Origin of the sequence: Streptococcus mitis, from assembly GCF_946190275.1 — a bacterium.
Taxonomy (GTDB): domain Bacteria; phylum Bacillota; class Bacilli; order Lactobacillales; family Streptococcaceae; genus Streptococcus; species Streptococcus mitis_DC.
In genome coordinates this window covers 99317-118868 of record NZ_CAMHZQ010000001.1, presented here as the reverse complement: position 1 = coordinate 118868, position 19552 = coordinate 99317, and the positions used below count along the sequence as shown (strand labels likewise).

The 19552-nt window shown below is 40.4% G+C and carries 17 protein-coding genes; 14 read left to right on the top strand and 3 right to left on the bottom strand.

All coding sequences use genetic code 11. The features are described from left to right. The first annotated feature begins 54 nt into the window (after nt 1-54). The 11 genes from N8M20_RS00555 to N8M20_RS00505 all read left to right on the top strand — a co-directional run bounded on the left by N8M20_RS00555 (nt 55) and on the right by N8M20_RS00505 (nt 10153). Nucleotides 55-558: a phosphatase PAP2 family protein gene (locus N8M20_RS00555; protein ID WP_261078656.1), complete on the top strand. Its 504-nt coding sequence runs from the start codon at nt 55-57 to the stop codon at nt 556-558. A 113-nt stretch (nt 559-671) separates the two neighbouring features. Next, complete coding sequence (locus N8M20_RS00550; RefSeq protein WP_000776604.1) at nt 672-1118, top strand: LytTR family DNA-binding domain-containing protein; 447 nt, start codon at nt 672-674, stop codon at nt 1116-1118. A gap of 4 nt (nt 1119-1122) precedes the next feature. Further along, nucleotides 1123-1797 carry a LiaF transmembrane domain-containing protein gene (locus N8M20_RS00545; protein WP_261078654.1) on the top strand — a complete coding sequence of 225 codons (675 nt, stop codon included), beginning with the start codon at nt 1123-1125 and terminating at the stop codon, nt 1795-1797. 105 nt (nt 1798-1902) lie between these two features. Next, a complete protein-coding gene (gene rpmB / locus N8M20_RS00540; protein ID WP_001140948.1) occupies nt 1903-2091 on the top strand; it encodes a 50S ribosomal protein L28 in 189 nt (62 codons plus the stop codon). A 155-nt stretch (nt 2092-2246) separates the two neighbouring features. Beyond that, on the top strand, nt 2247-2612 hold the full coding sequence (locus N8M20_RS00535; RefSeq protein ID WP_000216437.1) for an Asp23/Gls24 family envelope stress response protein: 366 nt from the start codon (nt 2247-2249) through the stop codon (nt 2610-2612). Between the two features lie 2 nt (nt 2613-2614). After that, on the top strand, nt 2615-4282 hold the full coding sequence (locus N8M20_RS00530) for a DAK2 domain-containing protein (protein ID WP_000036655.1): 1668 nt from the start codon (nt 2615-2617) through the stop codon (nt 4280-4282). A 199-nt stretch (nt 4283-4481) separates the two neighbouring features. Continuing rightward, complete coding sequence (locus tag N8M20_RS00525; RefSeq protein ID WP_049539216.1) at nt 4482-6182, top strand: acetolactate synthase large subunit; 1701 nt, start codon at nt 4482-4484, stop codon at nt 6180-6182. Next, nucleotides 6175-6651: an acetolactate synthase small subunit gene (ilvN, locus tag N8M20_RS00520; protein ID WP_001253803.1), complete on the top strand. Its 477-nt coding sequence runs from the start codon at nt 6175-6177 to the stop codon at nt 6649-6651. The genes N8M20_RS00525 and ilvN overlap by 8 nt, the downstream gene beginning before the upstream one ends. 66 nt (nt 6652-6717) lie before the next feature. Beyond that, on the top strand, nt 6718-7740 hold the full coding sequence (gene ilvC, locus N8M20_RS00515; RefSeq protein WP_195216104.1) for a ketol-acid reductoisomerase: 1023 nt from the start codon (nt 6718-6720) through the stop codon (nt 7738-7740). Nucleotides 7741-7855: 115 nt separating this feature from the next. Next, complete coding sequence (gene ilvA / locus N8M20_RS00510) at nt 7856-9106, top strand: threonine ammonia-lyase IlvA (protein WP_000952975.1); 1251 nt, start codon at nt 7856-7858, stop codon at nt 9104-9106. A gap of 831 nt (nt 9107-9937) precedes the next feature. Next, nucleotides 9938-10153, top strand: coding sequence for a capsule biosynthesis transcriptional regulator (locus N8M20_RS00505; protein WP_001130036.1), 216 nt, complete (start codon nt 9938-9940; stop codon nt 10151-10153). A 243-nt stretch (nt 10154-10396) separates the two neighbouring features. On the opposite strand, the gene N8M20_RS00500 is transcribed toward N8M20_RS00505, so the two are convergent. After that, nucleotides 10397-11137, bottom strand: coding sequence for an amino acid ABC transporter ATP-binding protein (locus tag N8M20_RS00500; protein WP_261078650.1), 741 nt, complete (start codon nt 11135-11137; stop codon nt 10397-10399). Continuing rightward, entirely contained in the window at nt 11137-12702 is a 1566-nt protein-coding gene (locus N8M20_RS00495; protein WP_261078649.1) for an ABC transporter substrate-binding protein/permease, read from the bottom strand. Before N8M20_RS00495 ends, N8M20_RS00500 begins: the two co-directional genes overlap by 1 nt. A gap of 138 nt (nt 12703-12840) precedes the next feature. On the opposite strand from N8M20_RS00495, the gene N8M20_RS00490 reads away from it, so the two are divergent. Continuing rightward, complete coding sequence (locus tag N8M20_RS00490) at nt 12841-14730, top strand: DUF2207 family protein (RefSeq protein ID WP_261078648.1); 1890 nt, start codon at nt 12841-12843, stop codon at nt 14728-14730. Between the two features lie 61 nt (nt 14731-14791). Continuing rightward, entirely contained in the window at nt 14792-15637 is an 846-nt protein-coding gene (locus N8M20_RS00485) for an undecaprenyl-diphosphate phosphatase (protein ID WP_247942156.1), read from the top strand. A gap of 32 nt (nt 15638-15669) precedes the next feature. Here the strand turns inward: N8M20_RS00485 and dinB are convergent, their stop codons facing one another. Beyond that, nucleotides 15670-16731: a DNA polymerase IV gene (dinB, locus tag N8M20_RS00480; RefSeq protein WP_261078644.1), complete on the bottom strand. Its 1062-nt coding sequence runs from the start codon at nt 16729-16731 to the stop codon at nt 15670-15672. A 237-nt stretch (nt 16732-16968) separates the two neighbouring features. Between dinB and pflB the strand changes: the two genes are divergently transcribed. After that, nucleotides 16969-19293: a formate C-acetyltransferase gene (gene pflB, locus N8M20_RS00475; protein ID WP_000260631.1), complete on the top strand. Its 2325-nt coding sequence runs from the start codon at nt 16969-16971 to the stop codon at nt 19291-19293. Nucleotides 19294-19552: the final 259 nt, after the last annotated feature.

The window sequence follows — 19552 nt, the reverse complement described above, 5'->3', positions numbered from 1 at the left end:
TAGAAGACGAGTGCTTCCCTATAAGCAAAATTTGAGTAAGTGATGAGAAAATATATGAAAAATTATCAAGAATGGTATGACCACATTGCTGGTAACATTGAAAACAAGCCCTTTCTTCTAAGCTTGTTAAGAACTTTCAATCGGTTCATGACGGTGGTTATGCCTATGATTTATCTAATCTTGTTAGCAACTACCTATCTCCAACAAGGACTTGGGAAACAGGTCGGAATCTATTTGTTTATTCCAGCGTCAGGTTTTGTGATTTTGTCCTTTCTTCGTAAGAAAATCAATGCCCCTAGACCTTATGAGGAATGGGATATTAAACCTTTGCTTGACAGAGATAGTCCTGGTCAGTCAACGCCCAGTCGTCATGTCTTTTCAGCAACCATTATCTCCATGGCTTGCTTGCATGCTAGTCTAACTATGGGGATGATTTGTTTGACATTATCAGCCTTTCTTGGTCTAGTGAGAGTCTTGGGTGGAGTGCATTTTCCCAAGGATGTAGTGGTTGGCTATATTTGTGCTCTTGTGTGGGGTGTGCTTTTCTTTCTATTTTGACCTGTAAGTTAAGGGGGTCCAACAACCACTTACGAGTCTAAAGTAACCACTTGCTTTTTTGCTCTTGTTTTCTTATTTTAGCTTTGATATAGTAGAGTCAGAAAGGAGATGGAATGAAGTTACGAATCGAAATTGACAGCAATTTAGAGGAAACTGAAATTGTCATCAAGGCAGCGGCTTTGACAGATGAGATTGCGGATTTGCAGCGTCTCTTGCAAGAGTCCAAGTCTCCTCGGTTGATTTTTTACAAGGGAACAGGTGAATATTATCTGGACTTATCGGAAATTCTCTTCTTTGAAACAGAGGGAAACAAGATTTACGCCCATACCCAGAAAGATGCCTACGAAGTTCGGCTTAAACTCTATGAGTTAGAGGCTATCCTTCCTCGCTATTTCAGTCGGGTATCCAAGTCAACGATCGCTAATATTCGGCAAGTCTATTCGGTGGACAAGTCCTTTTCAGGAACGGGCACCATTTCCTTTTATCAGACCCACAAGGAGGTTCATGTCTCACGGCATTACCAATCCCTCCTAAAAGAAAATCTAAGAAACATGAGGTAACAAGATGAAAAAGAAAGCATTTGGTATTGTGTTGCTTATTTTGGCAGCATGGATTTTGTTGCAAGGAAATTTTGGCATTCCTTCTTTGGATGGTAAAATATGGCCTTTACTTGGTATCGTCTTTTTTGCCTACCAGTCAGTTGAATCTTTGCTTCGTCGTCACTTGACATCAGCAGTTTTTACCGCTCTAGTAGCCTTAATGATTGCAAATCATTTTTATAACATTTTGCCTATCCCAAATCAGTCTTTATTTTGGGCTAGTATTTTAATCGTACTGGGTGTCAACGCACTTACTCATTCTAACAGAACTTGGAATGGGAAAAAATGGTGGTATGATGGTGAAAAGACCATTCTTACAGATAAGGAAGTCGCTTTTGGGACTGGGACTTTCTACAAGCAAAACCAAGAATTGGTAGAAGACCAAGTAGAAGTTGGTTTTGGCAATGCTAAGATATATTACGACAATGCAGAGATTTTAGGAGATACTGCAACCCTGAAAGTAGAAGTTGGTTTTGGCAATGCAGTTATCTTTGTTCCCCAACATTGGAGAGTTGATTTAAAAGTAGAAACTTTCTGTGGTGTAGCTAAGGCAGATACTTCTCTAGCTCCAACCAGCAAAACCTTGATTATCCGTGGAGATGTGGCTTTTGGGAAATTGGGAATTGTCTACGTTAAATAAAAAAATCTTCCAATTCCCTTGCAAAAATGAAGAAAGTGTGATAACATAGTACGGTATGTGGTGCTAGCACATCCGCTATATTAGATCTAATAGGAGGAAAACACAATGGCTAAAGTATGTTACTTTACAGGTCGTAAGACTGTATCAGGAAACAACCGTTCACACGCGATGAACCAAACAAAACGTGCCGTAAAACCAAACCTTCAAAAAGTTACTGTTCTTATCGATGGTAAACCTAAAAAAGTTTGGGCTTCAGCTCGCGCTTTGAAATCAGGTAAAGTTGAACGTGTTTAATAATAAAAGTAAGGAGACCTTAGGGTCTTTTTTCTTTTACTGTAGATATAAAATCATTTGAAAAATAGAGTAAATATCCGCTGATACAGTATTCTGCTTTTACACTTGGGCTGAAATATGATAAAATAGAGTATCAACTAGTTGAGGTAAAAAGGATGACTGTAAAAATTAATACAAAAGATGGTCAAATCGAACTAACAGATGAAGTGATTGCAACCGTCGTAGGTGGAGCAGCAACTGAAATTTTTGGTGTGGTCGGTATGGCTAGTAAAAATGCCCTCAAAGATAATTTCCAAGCCCTTCTAGGTAAGGAAAATTATTCTAAAGGTGTCGTCGTAAAGGCGGCCGAAGATGGCAGTATTGCAGTTGATGTATATACCGTGTTGAGCTACGGAACAAAGATTAGCGAAGTGTCGAAAAACATTCAAGAGCGTGTTCGTTTTAGCTTGGAAAACCAGCTTGGAATTACTGCTCAGACTGTAAATGTCTACATTCAAAATATCAAAGTTGTAGGAGAATAACCGTGTCAAAAATTACTACTAGCTTATTTCAAGAAATGGTGCAGGCTGCATCAACTCGCTTGAATAAGCAAGCTGAATATGTCAATTCATTAAACGTCTTTCCAGTTCCAGATGGAGATACTGGAACAAACATGGGAATGACCATTGAAAATGGAGCTAAAGAAGTTGCAGACAAGCCAGCTTCTACAGTTGGCGAGGTAGCGAGCATTCTTGCCAAAGGTCTTTTGATGGGTGCGCGTGGAAACTCAGGCGTTATTACGTCTCAGCTTTTCCGTGGATTTTCACAAGCCATCAAGGATAAAGACGAGTTAACAGGTCAAGACTTGGCCCTTGCCTTCCAATCAGGTGTAGAAGTCGCCTATAAGGCAGTGATGAAACCAGTTGAAGGAACGATTTTGACAGTTTCTCGTGGGGCTGCTATCGGTGCTAAGAAAAAAGCTGAGCAAACAGATGACGCTGTTGAAGTCATGCGCGCAGCCTTGGAAGGTGCTAAAACGGCTCTGGCTAAAACACCAGACATGCTTCCAGTATTGAAAGAAGTTGGCGTTGTGGACTCAGGTGGTCAAGGACTGGTCTTCATCTATGAAGGTTTCCTTTCAGCCCTTACTGGTGAATATATTGCATCTGAGGACTTTGTAGCGACTCCAGCCAATATGAGTGAAATGATCAATGCAGAACATCATAAATCTGTAGCTGGTCATGTAGCGACTGAGGACATCACCTTTGGTTACTGTACTGAAATCATGGTAGCTCTTAAGCAAGGTCCAACCTATGCCAAAGATTTTGACTACGACGAATTCCGTAACTACTTGAATGAGCTTGGAGATTCTCTCCTTGTTGTCAATGATGATGAAATTGTCAAAGTCCATGTCCATACAGAAGATCCAGGACTTGTTATGCAAGAAGGTCTCAAATATGGTAGCTTGGTCAAGGTAAAAGTTGACAATATGCGTAACCAACACGAAGCACAGGTTGAAAAAGAAGCTGCTCAAGTTAGCAAACCAGCTGAAGAAAAAGAATATGCTTTGATTGCTGTCGTTGCTGGTAAAGGTCTAGCAGATATCTTCCGTTCTCAAGGTGTAGATTATGTTATTGAAGGCGGTCAAACTATGAACCCTTCAACTGAAGACTTTATCAAGGCTGTTGAACAGGTCAACGCTCGTAACATTATCTTCCTGCCAAATAACAAAAACATCTTCATGGCAGCTCAATCTGCAGCAGAAGTTTTGGAGCAACCAGCAGTAGTGGTAGAGGCTCGTACTTTACCACAAGGTTTAACTAGTCTTCTTGCCTTTGATCCAAGCAAGTCCATCGAAGAAAACCAAGAGCGTATGACTGCTGCTCTTAGCGATGTCGTTAGTGGAAGCGTCACAACAGCCGTTCGTGATACAACCATTGATGGCTTGGAAATCCATGAAAACGATAATCTTGGTATGGTTGATGGGAAAATTCTCGTGTCAAACCCTGATATGCACCAAACCTTAACTGAAACCTTGAAACATATGTTGGATGAAGATAGTGAAATCGTAACCTTCTATGTCGGTGAAGACGGAAGCGAAGAACTTGCCAATGAAATTGCCCAAGAAATCGCAGAAGAATTCGAAGATGTTGAAGTCGAAATTCACCAAGGACAACAACCAGTTTACCCATACCTATTTAGTGTGGAATAAGATTAATGAAGGACTGAGAAATCAGTTCTTTTTTCTTTTCAGTAAATGAAATCGGTATCTTTTTAATAAAAACAAAAATAACATTCATAAATAAACGTTAAAATAGAAAATTCAGAAAATTTCTTCTTTTGTCTTGAAAAATTTTGAAAAAGTGGTATGATAGTAACAAGTTATTTTTAAGAGAAGAGAAAGGGGAACAATGGAGAAAATCAGTTTAGAATCTCCTAAGACGGGGTCGGACCTAGTTTTGGAAACACTTCGTGATTTAGGAATTGATACCATCTTTGGTTATCCTGGTGGTGCTGTCTTGCCTTTTTATGATGCGATATATAATTTTAAAGGCATTCGCCACATTCTAGGACGCCATGAGCAAGGTTGTTTGCATGAAGCTGAAGGTTATGCCAAATCAACTGGAAAGTTGGGTGTTGCCGTCGTCACTAGCGGACCAGGAGCAACAAATGCCATTACAGGGATTGCAGATGCCATGAGCGATAGCGTTCCCCTTTTGGTCTTTACAGGTCAGGTGGCGCGAGCAGGGATTGGGAAAGATGCCTTTCAGGAGGCAGACATCGTGGGAATTACCATGCCAATCACTAAGTACAATTACCAAGTTCGTGAGACAGCTGATATCCCTCGTATCATTACGGAAGCTGTCCATATCGCAACTACAGGCCGTCCAGGCCCAGTTGTCATTGACCTACCTAAAGACGTATCTGCTTTAGAAACAGACTTCATTTATTCACCAGAAGTGAATCTACCAAGCTATCAGCCGACTCTTGAGCCAAATGATATGCAAATCAAGAAAATCTTGAAGCAATTATCCAAGGCTAAAAAACCAGTCTTGCTAGCTGGTGGTGGAATTAGTTATGCTGAAGCTGCTGCGGAATTAAATGAATTTGCAGAACGCTATCAAATTCCAGTGGTAACCAGTCTTTTGGGGCAAGGTACGATTGCAACGACTCATCCACTCTTCCTTGGAATGGGAGGCATGCACGGGTCTTTCGCAGCTAATATTGCCATGACGGAAGCTGACTTTATGATTAGTATTGGTTGCCGTTTCGATGACCGCTTGACAGGGAATCCTAAGACCTTCGCTAAGAATGCCAAGGTTGCCCACATTGATATTGACCCAGCTGAGATTGGCAAGATTATCAGTGCAGATATTCCTGTAGTTGGAGACGCTAAGAAAGCCTTGCAAATGTTGTTGGCGGAACCAACAGTTCATAACAATACTGAGAAATGGATTGAGAAAGTTACTAAAGACAAGAACCGTGTTCGTTCTTATGACAAGAAAGAGCGTGTGGTTCAACCTCAAGCCGTTATTGAACGCATTGGTGAATTGACGAATGGTGATGCCATTGTGGTAACAGACGTTGGTCAACACCAAATGTGGACAGCCCAGTATTATCCTTACCAAAATGAACGTCAATTAGTGACTTCAGGTGGTTTGGGAACCATGGGATTTGGGATTCCAGCAGCAATCGGTGCTAAAATTGCCAACCCAGATAAGGAAGTAGTCTTGTTCGTTGGGGATGGTGGTTTCCAAATGACCAACCAGGAATTGGCTATTTTGAACATTTACAAGGTGCCAATCAAGGTGGTTATGCTGAACAATCATTCGCTTGGAATGGTTCGTCAGTGGCAGGAATCCTTCTATGAAGGTAGAACATCAGAGTCAGTCTTTGATACCCTTCCTGATTTCCAATTGATGGCACAGGCTTATGGCATTAAAAACTATAAGTTTGACAATCCTGAGACCTTGGCTCAAGACCTTGAAGTCATCACTGAGGATGTTCCTATGCTAATTGAGGTAGATATTTCTCGTAAGGAACAGGTGCTACCAATGGTACCAGCTGGTAAGAGTAATCATGAGATGTTGGGGGTGAAGTTCCATGCGTAGAATGTTAACAGCAAAACTACAAAATCGTTCAGGAGTCCTCAATCGCTTTACCGGTGTCCTGTCTCGTCGTCAGGTCAATATCGAAAGTATCTCTGTTGGAGCAACAGAAGATCCGAATGTATCGCGTATCACCATTATTATTGATGTAGCTTCACATGATGAAGTGGAGCAAATCATCAAGCAGCTCAATCGTCAGATTGATGTGATTCGCATTCGAGATATTACGGATAAACCGCACTTGGAGCGCGAGGTGATTTTGGTTAAGATGTCAGCGCCAGCTGAGAAGCGAGCTGAGATTCTAGCCATTATTCAACCTTTCCGTGCAACGGTGGTAGACGTAGCACCAAGCTCGATTACCATTCAGATGACAGGAAATGCTGAAAAGAGTGAAGCTCTATTGCGAGTTATTCGACCATACGGTATTCGCAATATTGCTCGTACGGGTGCAACTGGATTTACCCGCGACTAAAAATCCAACTTAAATTTGTTAAACCAGCCTAAAAGGCAATAAATAATAGAAAAGAGAGAAAAAACTATGGCAGTTCAAATGGAATACGAAAAAGATGTTAAAGTAGCAGCACTTGACGGTAAAAAAATCGCCGTTATCGGTTATGGTTCACAAGGACATGCGCATGCTCAAAACTTGCGTGATTCAGGTCGTGATGTTATCATCGGTGTACGTCCAGGTAAATCTTTTGACAAAGCAAAAGAAGATGGATTTGACACTTACACAGTAGCAGAAGCTACTAAATTGGCTGATGTTATCATGATTTTGGCACCAGACGAAATCCAACAAGAATTGTACGAAGCAGAAATCGCTCCAAACTTGGAAGCTGGAAACGCAGTTGGATTTGCTCATGGTTTCAACATTCACTTTGAATTTATCAAAGTTCCTGCAGATGTAGATGTCTTCATGTGTGCTCCTAAAGGACCAGGACACTTGGTACGTCGTACTTACGAAGAAGGATTTGGTGTTCCAGCTCTTTATGCAGTTTACCAAGATGCAACAGGAAATGCTAAAAACATTGCTATGGACTGGTGTAAAGGTGTTGGAGCAGCTCGTGTAGGTCTTCTTGAAACAACATATAAAGAAGAAACTGAAGAAGATTTGTTTGGTGAACAAGCTGTACTTTGTGGTGGTTTGACTGCCCTTATCGAAGCAGGTTTTGAAGTTTTGACAGAAGCAGGTTACGCTCCAGAATTGGCTTACTTTGAAGTTCTTCACGAAATGAAATTGATCGTTGACTTGATCTACGAAGGTGGATTCAAGAAAATGCGTCAATCTATTTCAAACACTGCTGAGTACGGTGACTATGTATCAGGTCCACGTGTAATTACTGAGCAAGTTAAAGAAAATATGAAAGCTGTCTTGGTAGACATCCAAAATGGTAAATTTGCAAATGACTTTGTAAATGACTATAAAGCTGGACGTCCAAAATTGACTGCTTACCGTGAACAAGCAGCTAACCTTGAAATTGAAAAAGTTGGTGCAGAATTGCGTAAAGCAATGCCATTCGTTGGTAAAAACGACGATGATGCATTTAAAATCTATAACTAATTGATAGAAATCAAGTTGAAGGCGAGTTGGGGGGACCTAACTCGCTTTTATAATCAATTCATCTCTCTTTTTAGAGGATGGATTGTGATAGTATGAAATAGTCTAGGAGAAAAAGATGTTAAGTTCAAAAGATATAATCAAGGCTCATAAGGTCTTGAATGGTGTGGTCGTTAATACACCGCTTGATTATGACCATTATTTATCGGAGAAGTATGGTGCTAAGATTTATTTGAAAAAGGAAAATGCTCAACGTGTTCGTTCTTTTAAAATTCGTGGTGCCTATTATGCTATTTCTCAGCTCAGCAAGGAAGAGCGTGAACGTGGGGTAGTCTGTGCCTCTGCGGGAAATCATGCGCAGGGAGTAGCCTATACCTGTAATGAAATGAAAATTCCTGCTACTATTTTTATGCCCATTACTACTCCGCAACAAAAGATTGGTCAAGTTCGCTTTTTTGGTGGGGATTTCGTAACCATTAAACTAGTTGGAGATACCTTTGATGCCTCAGCTAAAGCAGCTCAAGAATTTACAGTCTCTGAAAATCGTACCTTTATTGATCCCTTTGATGATGCTCATGTTCAAGCTGGTCAAGGGACAGTTGCTTATGAGATTTTAGAAGAAGCTCGAAAAGAATCGATTGATTTTGATGCTGTCTTGGTCCCTGTTGGTGGTGGCGGTCTCATTGCCGGGGTTTCTACCTATATCAAGGAAACAAGTCCAGAAATTGAAGTCATTGGGGTAGAGGCGAATGGAGCGCGTTCTATGAAGGCTGCTTTTGAAGCTGGTGGTCCAGTCAAACTCAAAGAAATTGACAAATTTGCGGATGGGATTGCTGTACAAAAGGTAGGTCAATTGACCTATGAAGCAACTCGCCAACATGTTCAAACTTTGGTAGGTGTCGATGAGGGACTGATTTCTGAAACCTTGATTGACCTTTACTCTAAGCAAGGGATTGTCGCAGAACCTGCTGGAGCAGCTAGTATCGCCTCTCTAGAGGTTTTAGCTGAATATATCAAGGGGAAAACCATTTGTTGTATCATTTCTGGAGGAAATAATGACATCAACCGTATGCCAGAAATGGAAGAACGTGCCTTGATTTATGATGGGATCAAGCATTACTTTGTGGTTAATTTTCCACAGCGTCCGGGGGCTTTGCGTGAGTTTGTAAATGATATCTTGGGGCCAAATGATGATATCACACGTTTTGAGTATATCAAACGAGCTAGCAAGGGGACAGGCCCAGTATTAATTGGGATCGCTTTAGCAGATAAGCATGATTATGCAGGATTGATTCGTCGAATGGAAGGTTTTGATCCAGCTTATATTAACTTAAATGGTAATGAAACGCTCTATAATATGCTTGTCTGAGGACTAATAAAAAAATATCATATTATTTGCACAACTGATGTATAGGTGTTATAATGAGGGTGAAGAAAGGGGGCGATTCCTATGGACTTAGGAAATCTATCGTGCTATTTCTACTACAACTCACTATAGCACCTATTATTTTTGATTCTGTTTATATTAAGGCGACAGAATTACTTACTATATATAAGGAAATTTTTTGAAATCCCCAATTGTATATATCCCTAATTTGAACTTTCGCTAAATATAATAGGAATCAGAAAAAATAATCAATGTTTGTGAGATAGTTGCTAGGTAAGTCGGCTGAAAAAACTCGTGAGATAAACAATAGTGCTAGACATGAAACAGCTAGTGATACTGTTTTTAAATGACTAGCTGGAAAGCGGGTATGTAATCAGAAGGTGCAAGATTGGACAAAGTAAGTAGTACCGGTTGTAAAACGAATAAGATATAGATAAGGACAGGAAAGGAACCAAAGAAGGAGAAAGAAAAACGGAATGGTTTAGAGATAGTGTGGAGTGAAAGACTATCTTTAGTGGACTTGTTGATTTAAAAGGAATATATAGAATGAAATAGTAAATCCTGTCTATCCTATTGAGAAACTGGTATTCAGTATACATGAATATTTTTACAAGTTTAAAGTTTAATAATACAATTGTTTTTTAGGAGCATACTAATGGGTTATAGTAAGCAAAAACCTATATATTATCGGCTTTAAAAAGGAAGTAAGAAGATTCTGGATCATTTATTTTATTGAATATATGTTTTTTTATTGACAAAAGACATAAAAACGTATAGAATAATATAACGTAAAGAAGAAAATAGGAGAAGAACATGGCTAAGTCAAACTTTGAAAAAGTAGAATCAGTTGTTGGCTGGGTTCGTGATAAGAAAATCACAGGCTACCGTATCTCTAAAGAAACGAATGCGCGTGAAATGTCTATCATTGCTCTAGCGCAGGGTCGTGCAAAAGTAAAAAATATTTCATTTGAAACAGCTCTAGGTTTAATTGATTTCTATGAAAAAAATCATGAAAAATTTGAAGATTAATCTTTGGATAATGGCGGATTCTTGAATAAGGTCTGCCTTTTCATTTTGATACTCAATGAAAATCAAAGAGCAAACTAGGAAGCTAGCCGTAGGCTGCTCAAAGCACTGCTTTGAGGTTGTAAATAAGACTGACAGAGTCAGTAACATATACCTACGGCAAGGCGAAGCTGACGTGGTTTGAAGAGATTTTCGAAGAGTATGAGGACAACAAAAAGACTGCACGGTTGATGCAGCCTTTTCTTTCTATTTGAGATAGCGTTGAAGGAACTCTTTTGTACGGTCTTCTTTAGGATTGGTGAAGAGGTCTTCTGGTTTGCCTTCTTCAGCGATTACACCCTTATCCATGAAGATAACACGGTGAGAGACATCACGGGCAAATTCCATTTCATGGGTTACGACAATCATAGTCAAGCCTTCCTGAGCCAGATCTTGCATGATTTTGAGGACCTCTCCAACCATTTCTGGATCGAGAGCTGATGTTGGTTCATCAAAGAGAATAGCGTCAGGATTCATTGAAAGGGCACGAGCGATGGCCACACGTTGTTTTTGACCACCTGAGAGTTGTTTTGGTTTCGCTTGCCAGTAGCGTTCTCCCATACCGACTTTTTTCAAGTTCTCTTTAGCAATTTTTTCAGCTTCTGTACGTTCGCGTTTAAGGACAGTTGTCTGAGCGACGATTGTGTTTTCGAGAACGTTAAGATTTTCAAAGAGGTTAAAAGATTGGAAAACCATCCCCAACTTTTCACGGTATTGCGTGAGGTCATAACCTTTTTCGAGGACGTTTTGTCCATGATAAAGGATTTGTCCATCAGTTGGCGTTTCAAGTAGGTTAATAGAGCGTAGGAAGGTTGATTTTCCGCTTCCAGAGCTTCCGATGATAGAGATAACTTCTCCCTTGTGGACAGTGAGAGAAATGTCTTTTAGCACTTCGTTTTGTCCATAGGATTTTTTGAGGTGTTTAATTTCAAGGATTGCTTGGGTCATTATTTCAAATCCTCCGTTTGCATTTGGTTAGCACCTGTAGTATAGGTATCCATGTCCATGCGGCGTTCGATGAAGCGTAGGATACGTGTTACGGTGAAAGTGAGGACAAAGTAAATCACGGCGATGATTGTAAATGTCTGGAAGTATTGATAGGTCTGTGTTGCCACGGTATTTCCTGAGAAATAAAGTTCGACAACAGAAATAACGTTCAATACAGATGTATCTTTGATATTGATGACAAATTCATTACCAGTTGCTGGTAGGATGTTACGGACTACTTGAGGTAGGACAATCTTACGCATGGTTTGGTTATGAGTCATACCAAGAGCAGTAGCGGCTTCAAATTGTCCCTTGTCAACTGCCAGGATACCACCACGGACGATTTCAGTCATGTAGGCACCGGTGTTGATTGAAACGATGAAGACAGCAGCCAGTGTGCGGTCAAGGTTAATACCGAAAGCTTGAGCAGTTCCGTAGTAGATAACCATCGATTGAACGATCATTGGGGTACCACGGAAAATTTCGATATAGACATTGAGGATCCAGCCGACTAGTTTTTGTAGGCCATAAATGGCTTTGTTTTCAGAGAGAGGGGCAGTACGGAAGACACCAATGGCAAGGCCGATAATGAGACCAATGATGGTTCCGACGATAGAGATTAAAAGAGTGATACCAGCACCACGCAAGAGTTGTTGCCAGTTTTCAGAAAGAATTTTAGCAACCTGGCTAAAGAAACTACTGCTAGCCTCTTCAGTTGTTGTGGCTTCGGCAGGTTGCTCCTTGATCATACGATCCATTAGGGCAACTTGCTCATCTTTTGAAATGGTTTCAATGCTGGCATTAATCTGGCTAATACGAGTGTCATCTTTACGAAGTCCAATGGCAATAGCTGTGTCTTCTTCTCCAGTTTTGAAGCCTGGTTCTACTTGGACCATCTTGAACTTAGAGTTAGCGGCTTCAGCAGTCAGAGCTTCTGGGCGTTCAGAAACATAGGCATCAATGACACCAGCCTCAAGTGCTTGGCGCATTTGAGCGAAGTCTCCCATGGCAGTTTCTTTTTTAGCGCCTGAGATTTGACCAATCAAGTCATAAAGGTAAACCCCTTGTTGAGAAGTGATTTTCGCACCATTAAAATCATCCAAAGATTTGGAATTTGCATAGGCAGAATCTTTTTTAACTAGTAGAACTGGTTCGCTAGTGTAGTAGCTGCTTGAAAAGGCAATTTCTTGTTTGCGTTCAGCAGTAGGACTCATACCTGCGATAATCATGTCAATCTTACCAGAAGTAAGGGCAGGGACTAGACCTTCCCACTTGGTCTTAACAACCAAAGGTTCTTTGCCTAAGTCCTTAGCGATTTTCTTGGCAATTTGGACATCGTATCCATTGGCATACTGGTTGGTTCCATCGATTTTGACAGCTCCATTGCTATCATCATCCTGAGTCCAGTTAAAGGGAGCATATGCTGCTTCCATCCCGATGCGTAAATATTCATCAGCTTGAGCAACATTGACAAGTCCTAGCATCAGCAAGAGACTTGTGAAAATAGATAAGTATATTTTTCTCATGATTTCTCCTATTTCTAATCTATTAAAAAATAACTGTCTCCTATTTTATCGAAAAAAACTTTATTTTTCAATATAGGTAAGCCCTTACTTGAGAAAAAATGATATAATGATAGCAAAGATAAAAAGGGGGCTTAGTTGATGAAAAAAACTTTTTTCTTACTAGTGTTAGGCTTGTTTTGCCTTCTGCCACTTTCTGTTTTTGCCATTGATTTTAAGATAAACTCTTATCAAGGTGATTTGTATATTCATGCAGACAATACGGCAGAATTTAGACAAAAGATAGTTTACCAGTTTGAGGAGGACTTTAAAGGCCAAATCGTGGGACTTGGACGTGCTGGCAAGATGCCTAGTGGGTTTGACATTGACTCTCATCCAAAGGTTCAGGTCTCGAAAAATGGTGCTGAACTAGCAGACGTTACTAGCGAAGTGATAGAAGGAGCAGATGGTTATACTGTTAAAGTTTATAATCCAGGTCAGGAAGGTGACACAGTTGAAGTTGACCTTGTTTGGAACTTAAAGAATTTGCTTTTTCTTTATGATGATATCGCTGAATTAAATTGGCAACCTCTGACAGATAGTTCAGGGACTATTGGGAAGTTTGAATTTCATGTAAGGGGAGACAAGGGGGCTGAAAAACTCTTTTTCCATACAGGGAAACTTTTTAGAGAGGGAACGATTGAAAAGAGTAGCCTTGATTATACTATTCGTTTAGACAATCTTCCGCCTAAGCGTGGAGTTGAGTTGCATGCCTATTGGCCTCGGACCGATTTTGCTAATGCTAGGGATCAGGGATTGAAAGGGAATCGTTTAGAAGAGTTTAATAAGATAGAAGACTCGATTGTTAAAGAAAAAGAGCAAAGTAAACAACTCGTTACTTGGGTCTTTCCTTCGATACTTTCTATCTCCTTGTTATTGAGTGTCTGCTTCTATTTTGTTTATAGAAGAAAGATCACTCCTTCAGTCAAATATGCCAAAAATCATCGTCTCTATGAACCACCAATGGAATTAGAGCCTATGGTTTTATCAGAAGCAGTCTACTCGACCTCCTTGGAGGAAGTGAGTCCTCTAACAAAAGGAGCTGGTAAATTCACTTTTGATCAACTTGTCCAAGCTACCTTGCTAGATGTGATAGACCGTGGGAATGTTTCTATTATTTCAGAAGGGGATGCAGTTGGTTTGAGACTAGTAAAAGAAGATGGTTTGTCAAGCTTTGAGAAAGACTGTCTAAATCTGGCTTTTTCAGGCAAAAAAGAAGAAACTCTTTCCAATTTGTTTGCGGATTACAAGGTATCTGATAGTCTTTATCGTAAAGCAAAAGTCTCTGATGAAAAACGGATTCAAGCAAAGGGGCGTCAGCTCAAATCTTCTTTTGAAGAAGTATTGAAAGAGATGCAAGAAGGAGTGAGAAATCGGGTTTCCTTCTGGAGGCTCCCAGATTATTATCGTCCTTTAACTGGTGGGGAAAAGGCCTTGCAAGTGGGTATGGGTGCCTTGACTATCTTGCCCCTATTTATCGGATTTGGTTTGTTCTTGTACAGTTTGGATGTTTATGGCTATCTTTACCTCCTCTTGCCAATACTTGGTTTTCTAGGTTTGGTTTTGGCTGTTTTCTATTATTGGAAGCTTCGATTAGATAATCGTGATGGTGTCCTAAATGAAGCAGGAGCAGAAGTCTACTATCTCTGGACCAGTTTTGAAAATATGTTGCGTGAGATTGCACGATTGGATCAGGCTGAATTGGAAAGTATTGTGGTCTGGAATCGCCTCTTGGTCTATGCGACCTTATTTGGCTATGCGGACAAGGTCAGCCATTTGATGAAGGTTCATCATATCCAAGTGGAAAATCCAGATATCAATCTATATGTAGCTTATGGCTGGCACAGTATGTTTTATCATTCAAGCGCGCAAATGAGCCATTATGCTAGTGTCGCAAATACAGCAAGTACCTACTCCGTGTCTTCTGGAAGTGGAAGTTCTGGCGGTGGTTTCTCTGGAGGCGGAGGTGGCGGCAGTATCGGCGCCTTTTAAAGAGAGCTATCACTGGCTGAAAAAATATGCTATAATGGAAGATAGAAAAAAGGAGTAATCTATGTATCTTATTGAAATTTTAAAATCTATCTTCTTCGGGATTGTTGAAGGAATTACGGAATGGTTGCCCATTTCCAGTACAGGTCACTTGATTTTAGCAGAGGAATTTATCCAATACCAAAATCAGAATGAAGCCTTTATGTCTATGTTTAATGTCGTAATTCAACTTGGTGCGATTTTAGCGGTTATGGTGATTTACTTTAACAAGCTCAATCCCTTTAAACCGGGTAAAGACAAGCAGGAAGTTCGTAAGACTTGGAGACTGTGGTTGAAGGTCTTGGTTGCCACTTTACCTTTGCTTGCCGTCTTTAAATTTGATGATTGGTTTGATACCCACTTCCATAATATGGTTTCTGTTGCTCTTATGTTGATTATCTATGGGATTGCCTTTATCTATTTGGAAAAACGAAATAAAGCGCGTGCTATCGAGCCAAGTGTAACAGAATTGGACAAGCTTCCTTATACGACAGCTTTCTATATCGGACTTTTCCAAGTTCTTGCCCTTTTACCAGGAACTAGCCGTTCTGGGGCAACGATTGTCGGTGGTTTGTTAAATGGAACCAGTCGTTCAGTTGTGACAGAATTTACCTTCTATCTTGGAATTCCTGTTATGTTTGGCGCTAGTGCCTTAAAAATTTTCAAATTTGTGAAAGCAGGACAGCTCTTGAGCTTTGGGCAGTTGTTCTTGCTCTTGGTTGCGATGGGAGTCGCTTTCGCAGTCAGCATGATCGCTATTCGTTTCTTGACAAGCTATGTGAAAAAACACGACTTCACCCTTTTTGGTAAATACCGCATCGTACTCGGTAGTGTTTTGCTACTTTACAGTTTTGTCCGTTTATTTGTATAAGAAAAACCTTGAAGGGGCAACTCTTCAAGGTTTTAAAATCCAGTCAGGGTAATCCCCAATAGGCGGACACCTCTTTCTTTCTCGCTTAACTCTTCATAGAGTTGCAGGGCTATTTGGCTTATCTGACTAGCATCCTGTGTTTTTTGAGCTAGACTTTTTCGTTTAGTGAGAGTTGAAAAGTCCTCGTAGCGGATTTTCAAAATGACAGTTTTTCCAGATTTTTCTTGCTGATTGAGATTGAGAGCGACTCTTTCTGATAGAAGAATCAGCTCTTTTTTGATGTCTTCCTCAGCACGGAGAATCTTTCCATAGGTTTTCTCCTTCCCGATTGATTTACGGATACGATTGGATTTGACTGGAGAGTTGTGAATGCCACGAGCCTTTCGATAAAGGTCATAGCCCAGTCTTCCAAAACGATCTATTAGGGTCACTTCAGGAACTTCAAGTAGATCAGCACCAGTAAAAATCCCCATTTGATGAAGACGTTCCACCGTCTTTTTTCCTACTCCATGAAACTTGGAAATATCCATTTGTTTTAGAAAATTCTCAGCTTGGTCAGGTAAAATTACTGTCAGACCATGTGGTTTTTGATAATCGCTGGCCATTTTAGCTAAGAATTTGTTGTAAGAAACGCCAGCAGAAGCAGTTAGATAGAGTTCTTGCCAAATATCTTTTTGAATGAGGCGAGCAATTTTGACAGCTGACTTGATACCGAGTTTATTTTCTGTTACATCCAAATAGGCTTCGTCAATACTCATAGGTTCTATTAAATCTGTATAACGCTTAAAGATAGCTCGGATCTGGAGTCCCACAGATTTGTATTTCTCATAATTCCCTGAGATAAAGACGGCCTGGGGACAACGTTCATAGGCTTCCTTGGAACTCATGGCAGAATGGACACCAAAAGCTCGTGCCTCATAGCTACAGGTAGAAACGACTCCCCGTCCACCTGTTTGCCGAGGGTCGCTTCCAATAATGACAGGTTTTCCTCTGAGTTTAGGATTATCCCTGATTTCCACCGCAGCAAAAAAGGCATCCATGTCAATATGGATGATTTTTCTTGACAAATCATTTAACAAAGGAAAAATCAACATGCCTAGCACCTTTTTACTGCTTATTTTCTTTTATTATACCCTTTTTTCTGAAAAAAGGAAAAAAGGGTATATTTTTTTCAAAAATATAATACAGTTTGGGATAAAACACAGACTGTTTTAGAAAAGAAAGTGTAAAAATAGGGATTTACCACTTGTTGAAAACGATTACTGTATGGTATACTTATCTCATGAATGTAACAGATGGTTGTTACTAGAAAGAAAAAAGAGGACATTAACATGGTTGTTAAGACAGTTGTTGAAGCACAAGATATTTTTGACAAAGCTTGGGAAGGCTTCAAAGGCGTAGATTGGAAAGAAAAAGCAAGTGTATCACGCTTCGTACAAGCTAACTACACACCTTATGATGGAGACGAAAGCTTCCTCGCAGGACCAACAGAACGTTCACTTCACATCAAAAAAATTGTAGAAGAAACTAAGGCTCACTACGAAGAAACTCGTTTCCCAATGGACACTCGTCCAACATCTATCGCTGATATTCCAGCAGGATTTATCGATAAAGAAAACGAAGTTATCTTCGGTATCCAAAACGATGAACTCTTCAAATTGAACTTCATGCCAAAAGGTGGTATCCGTATGGCTGAAACTACTTTGAAAGAAAATGGATACGAACCAGACCCAGCTGTTCACGAAATCTTTACAAAATATGTGACTACAGTTAACGACGGTATCTTCCGTGCTTACACTTCAAATATCCGTCGCGCTCGTCACGCTCACACTGTAACTGGTCTTCCAGATGCATACTCACGCGGACGTATCATCGGTGTTTACGCACGTCTTGCTCTTTACGGTGCTGACTACTTGATGCAAGAAAAAGTAAACGACTGGAATGCAATCGAAGAAATCGATGAAGAAACAATCCGTCTTCGTGAAGAAATCAACCTTCAATACCAAGCATTGCAACAAGTTGTTCGCTTGGGTGACCTTTACGGAGTTGACGTTCGCAAACCAGCGATGAACGTTAAAGAAGCAATCCAATGGGTTAACATCGCCTTCATGTCTGTCTGCCGTGTTATCAACGGTGCTGCTACATCTCTAGGTCGTGTGCCAATCGTATTGGACATCTTTGCAGAACGTGACCTTGCTCGTGGTACATTTACTGAATCAGAAATTCAAGAATTCGTTGATGATTTCGTTATGAAACTTCGTACAGTTAAATTTGCTCGTACAAAAGCTTACGACCAATTGTACTCAGGTGACCCAACTTTCATCACAACTTCTATGGCTGGTATGGGTAACGACGGTCGTCACCGTGTTACTAAGATGGACTACCGTTTCTTGAACACACTTGACAACATCGGTAACTCTCCAGAACCAAACTTGACAGTTCTTTGGACTGATAAATTGCCATACAACTTCCGTCGCTACTGTATGCACATGAGCCACAAACACTCTTCTATCCAATATGAAGGTGTAACAACAATGGCTAAAGACGGATATGGTGAAATGAGCTGTATCTCATGCTGTGTGTCTCCACTTGACCCAGAAAATGAAGAACAACGCCACAACATCCAGTACTTTGGTGCTCGTGTAAACGTATTGAAAGCCCTTCTTACTGGTTTGAACGGTGGTTACGACGATGTTCACAAAGACTACAAAGTATTTGACATCGAACCAATCCGTGACGAAGTTCTTGAATTCGAATCAGTTAAAGCTAACTTTGAAAAATCTCTTGACTGGTTGACTGACACTTACGTAGATGCTTTGAACATCATCCACTACATGACTGATAAGTACAACTACGAAGCTGTTCAAATGGCCTTCTTGCCAACTAAACAACGTGCCAACATGGGATTCGGTATCTGTGGATTTGCCAACACTGTTGATACATTGTCAGCTATCAAATACGCTACAGTTAAACCAATCCGTGACGAAAATGGCTACATCTACGATTACGAAACAATCGGTGAATACCCACGTTGGGGTGAAGATGACCCACGTTCAAACGAATTGGCAGAATGGTTGATTGAAGCTTACACAACTCGTCTACGTAGTCACAAACTTTACAAAGACGCAGAAGCTACAGTATCACTTTTGACAATCACATCTAACGTTGCTTACTCTAAACAAACTGGTAACTCACCAGTCCACAAAGGTGTATACCTCAACGAAGATGGTTCTGTGAACTTGTCTAAACTGGAATTCTTCTCACCAGGTGCTAACCCATCTAATAAAGCTAAAGGTGGATGGTTGCAAAACTTGAACTCACTTTCTAGCCTTGACTTTAGTTATGCAGCTGATGGTATCTCATTGACTACACAAGTATCACCTCGTGCTCTTGGTAAGACTCGTGACGAACAAGTTGATAACTTGGTAACAATCCTTGATGGTTACTTCGAAAACGGTGGACAACACGTTAACTTGAACGTTATGGACTTGAACGATGTTTATGAAAAAATCATGTCAGGTGAAGACGTTATCGTACGTATCTCTGGATACTGTGTAAACACTAAATACCTCACTCCAGAACAAAAAACTGAATTGACACAACGTGTATTCCACGAAGTTCTTTCAATGGATGATGCCTTGGATGCATTGAGCTAATCAAGTTCTTGAATAATGAAAAGGAACCCTCGGTCAGTCGACTGAGGGTTGTTTTGGGGCTCTTAAATTCCTTAAGTCAGGTACTGAAATGTCTGACCGGGATTCAAAGATACTTGTTGAGTTGCGGGAGGTATTTGATACTCAATGAAAATCAAAGAGGAAAGTAGGAAGCTAGCCGCAGGTTGCTCAAAGCACCGCTTTGAGGTTGTAGATAAGACTGACAAAGTCAGTCACACATATACGGCAAGGCGAAGCTGAC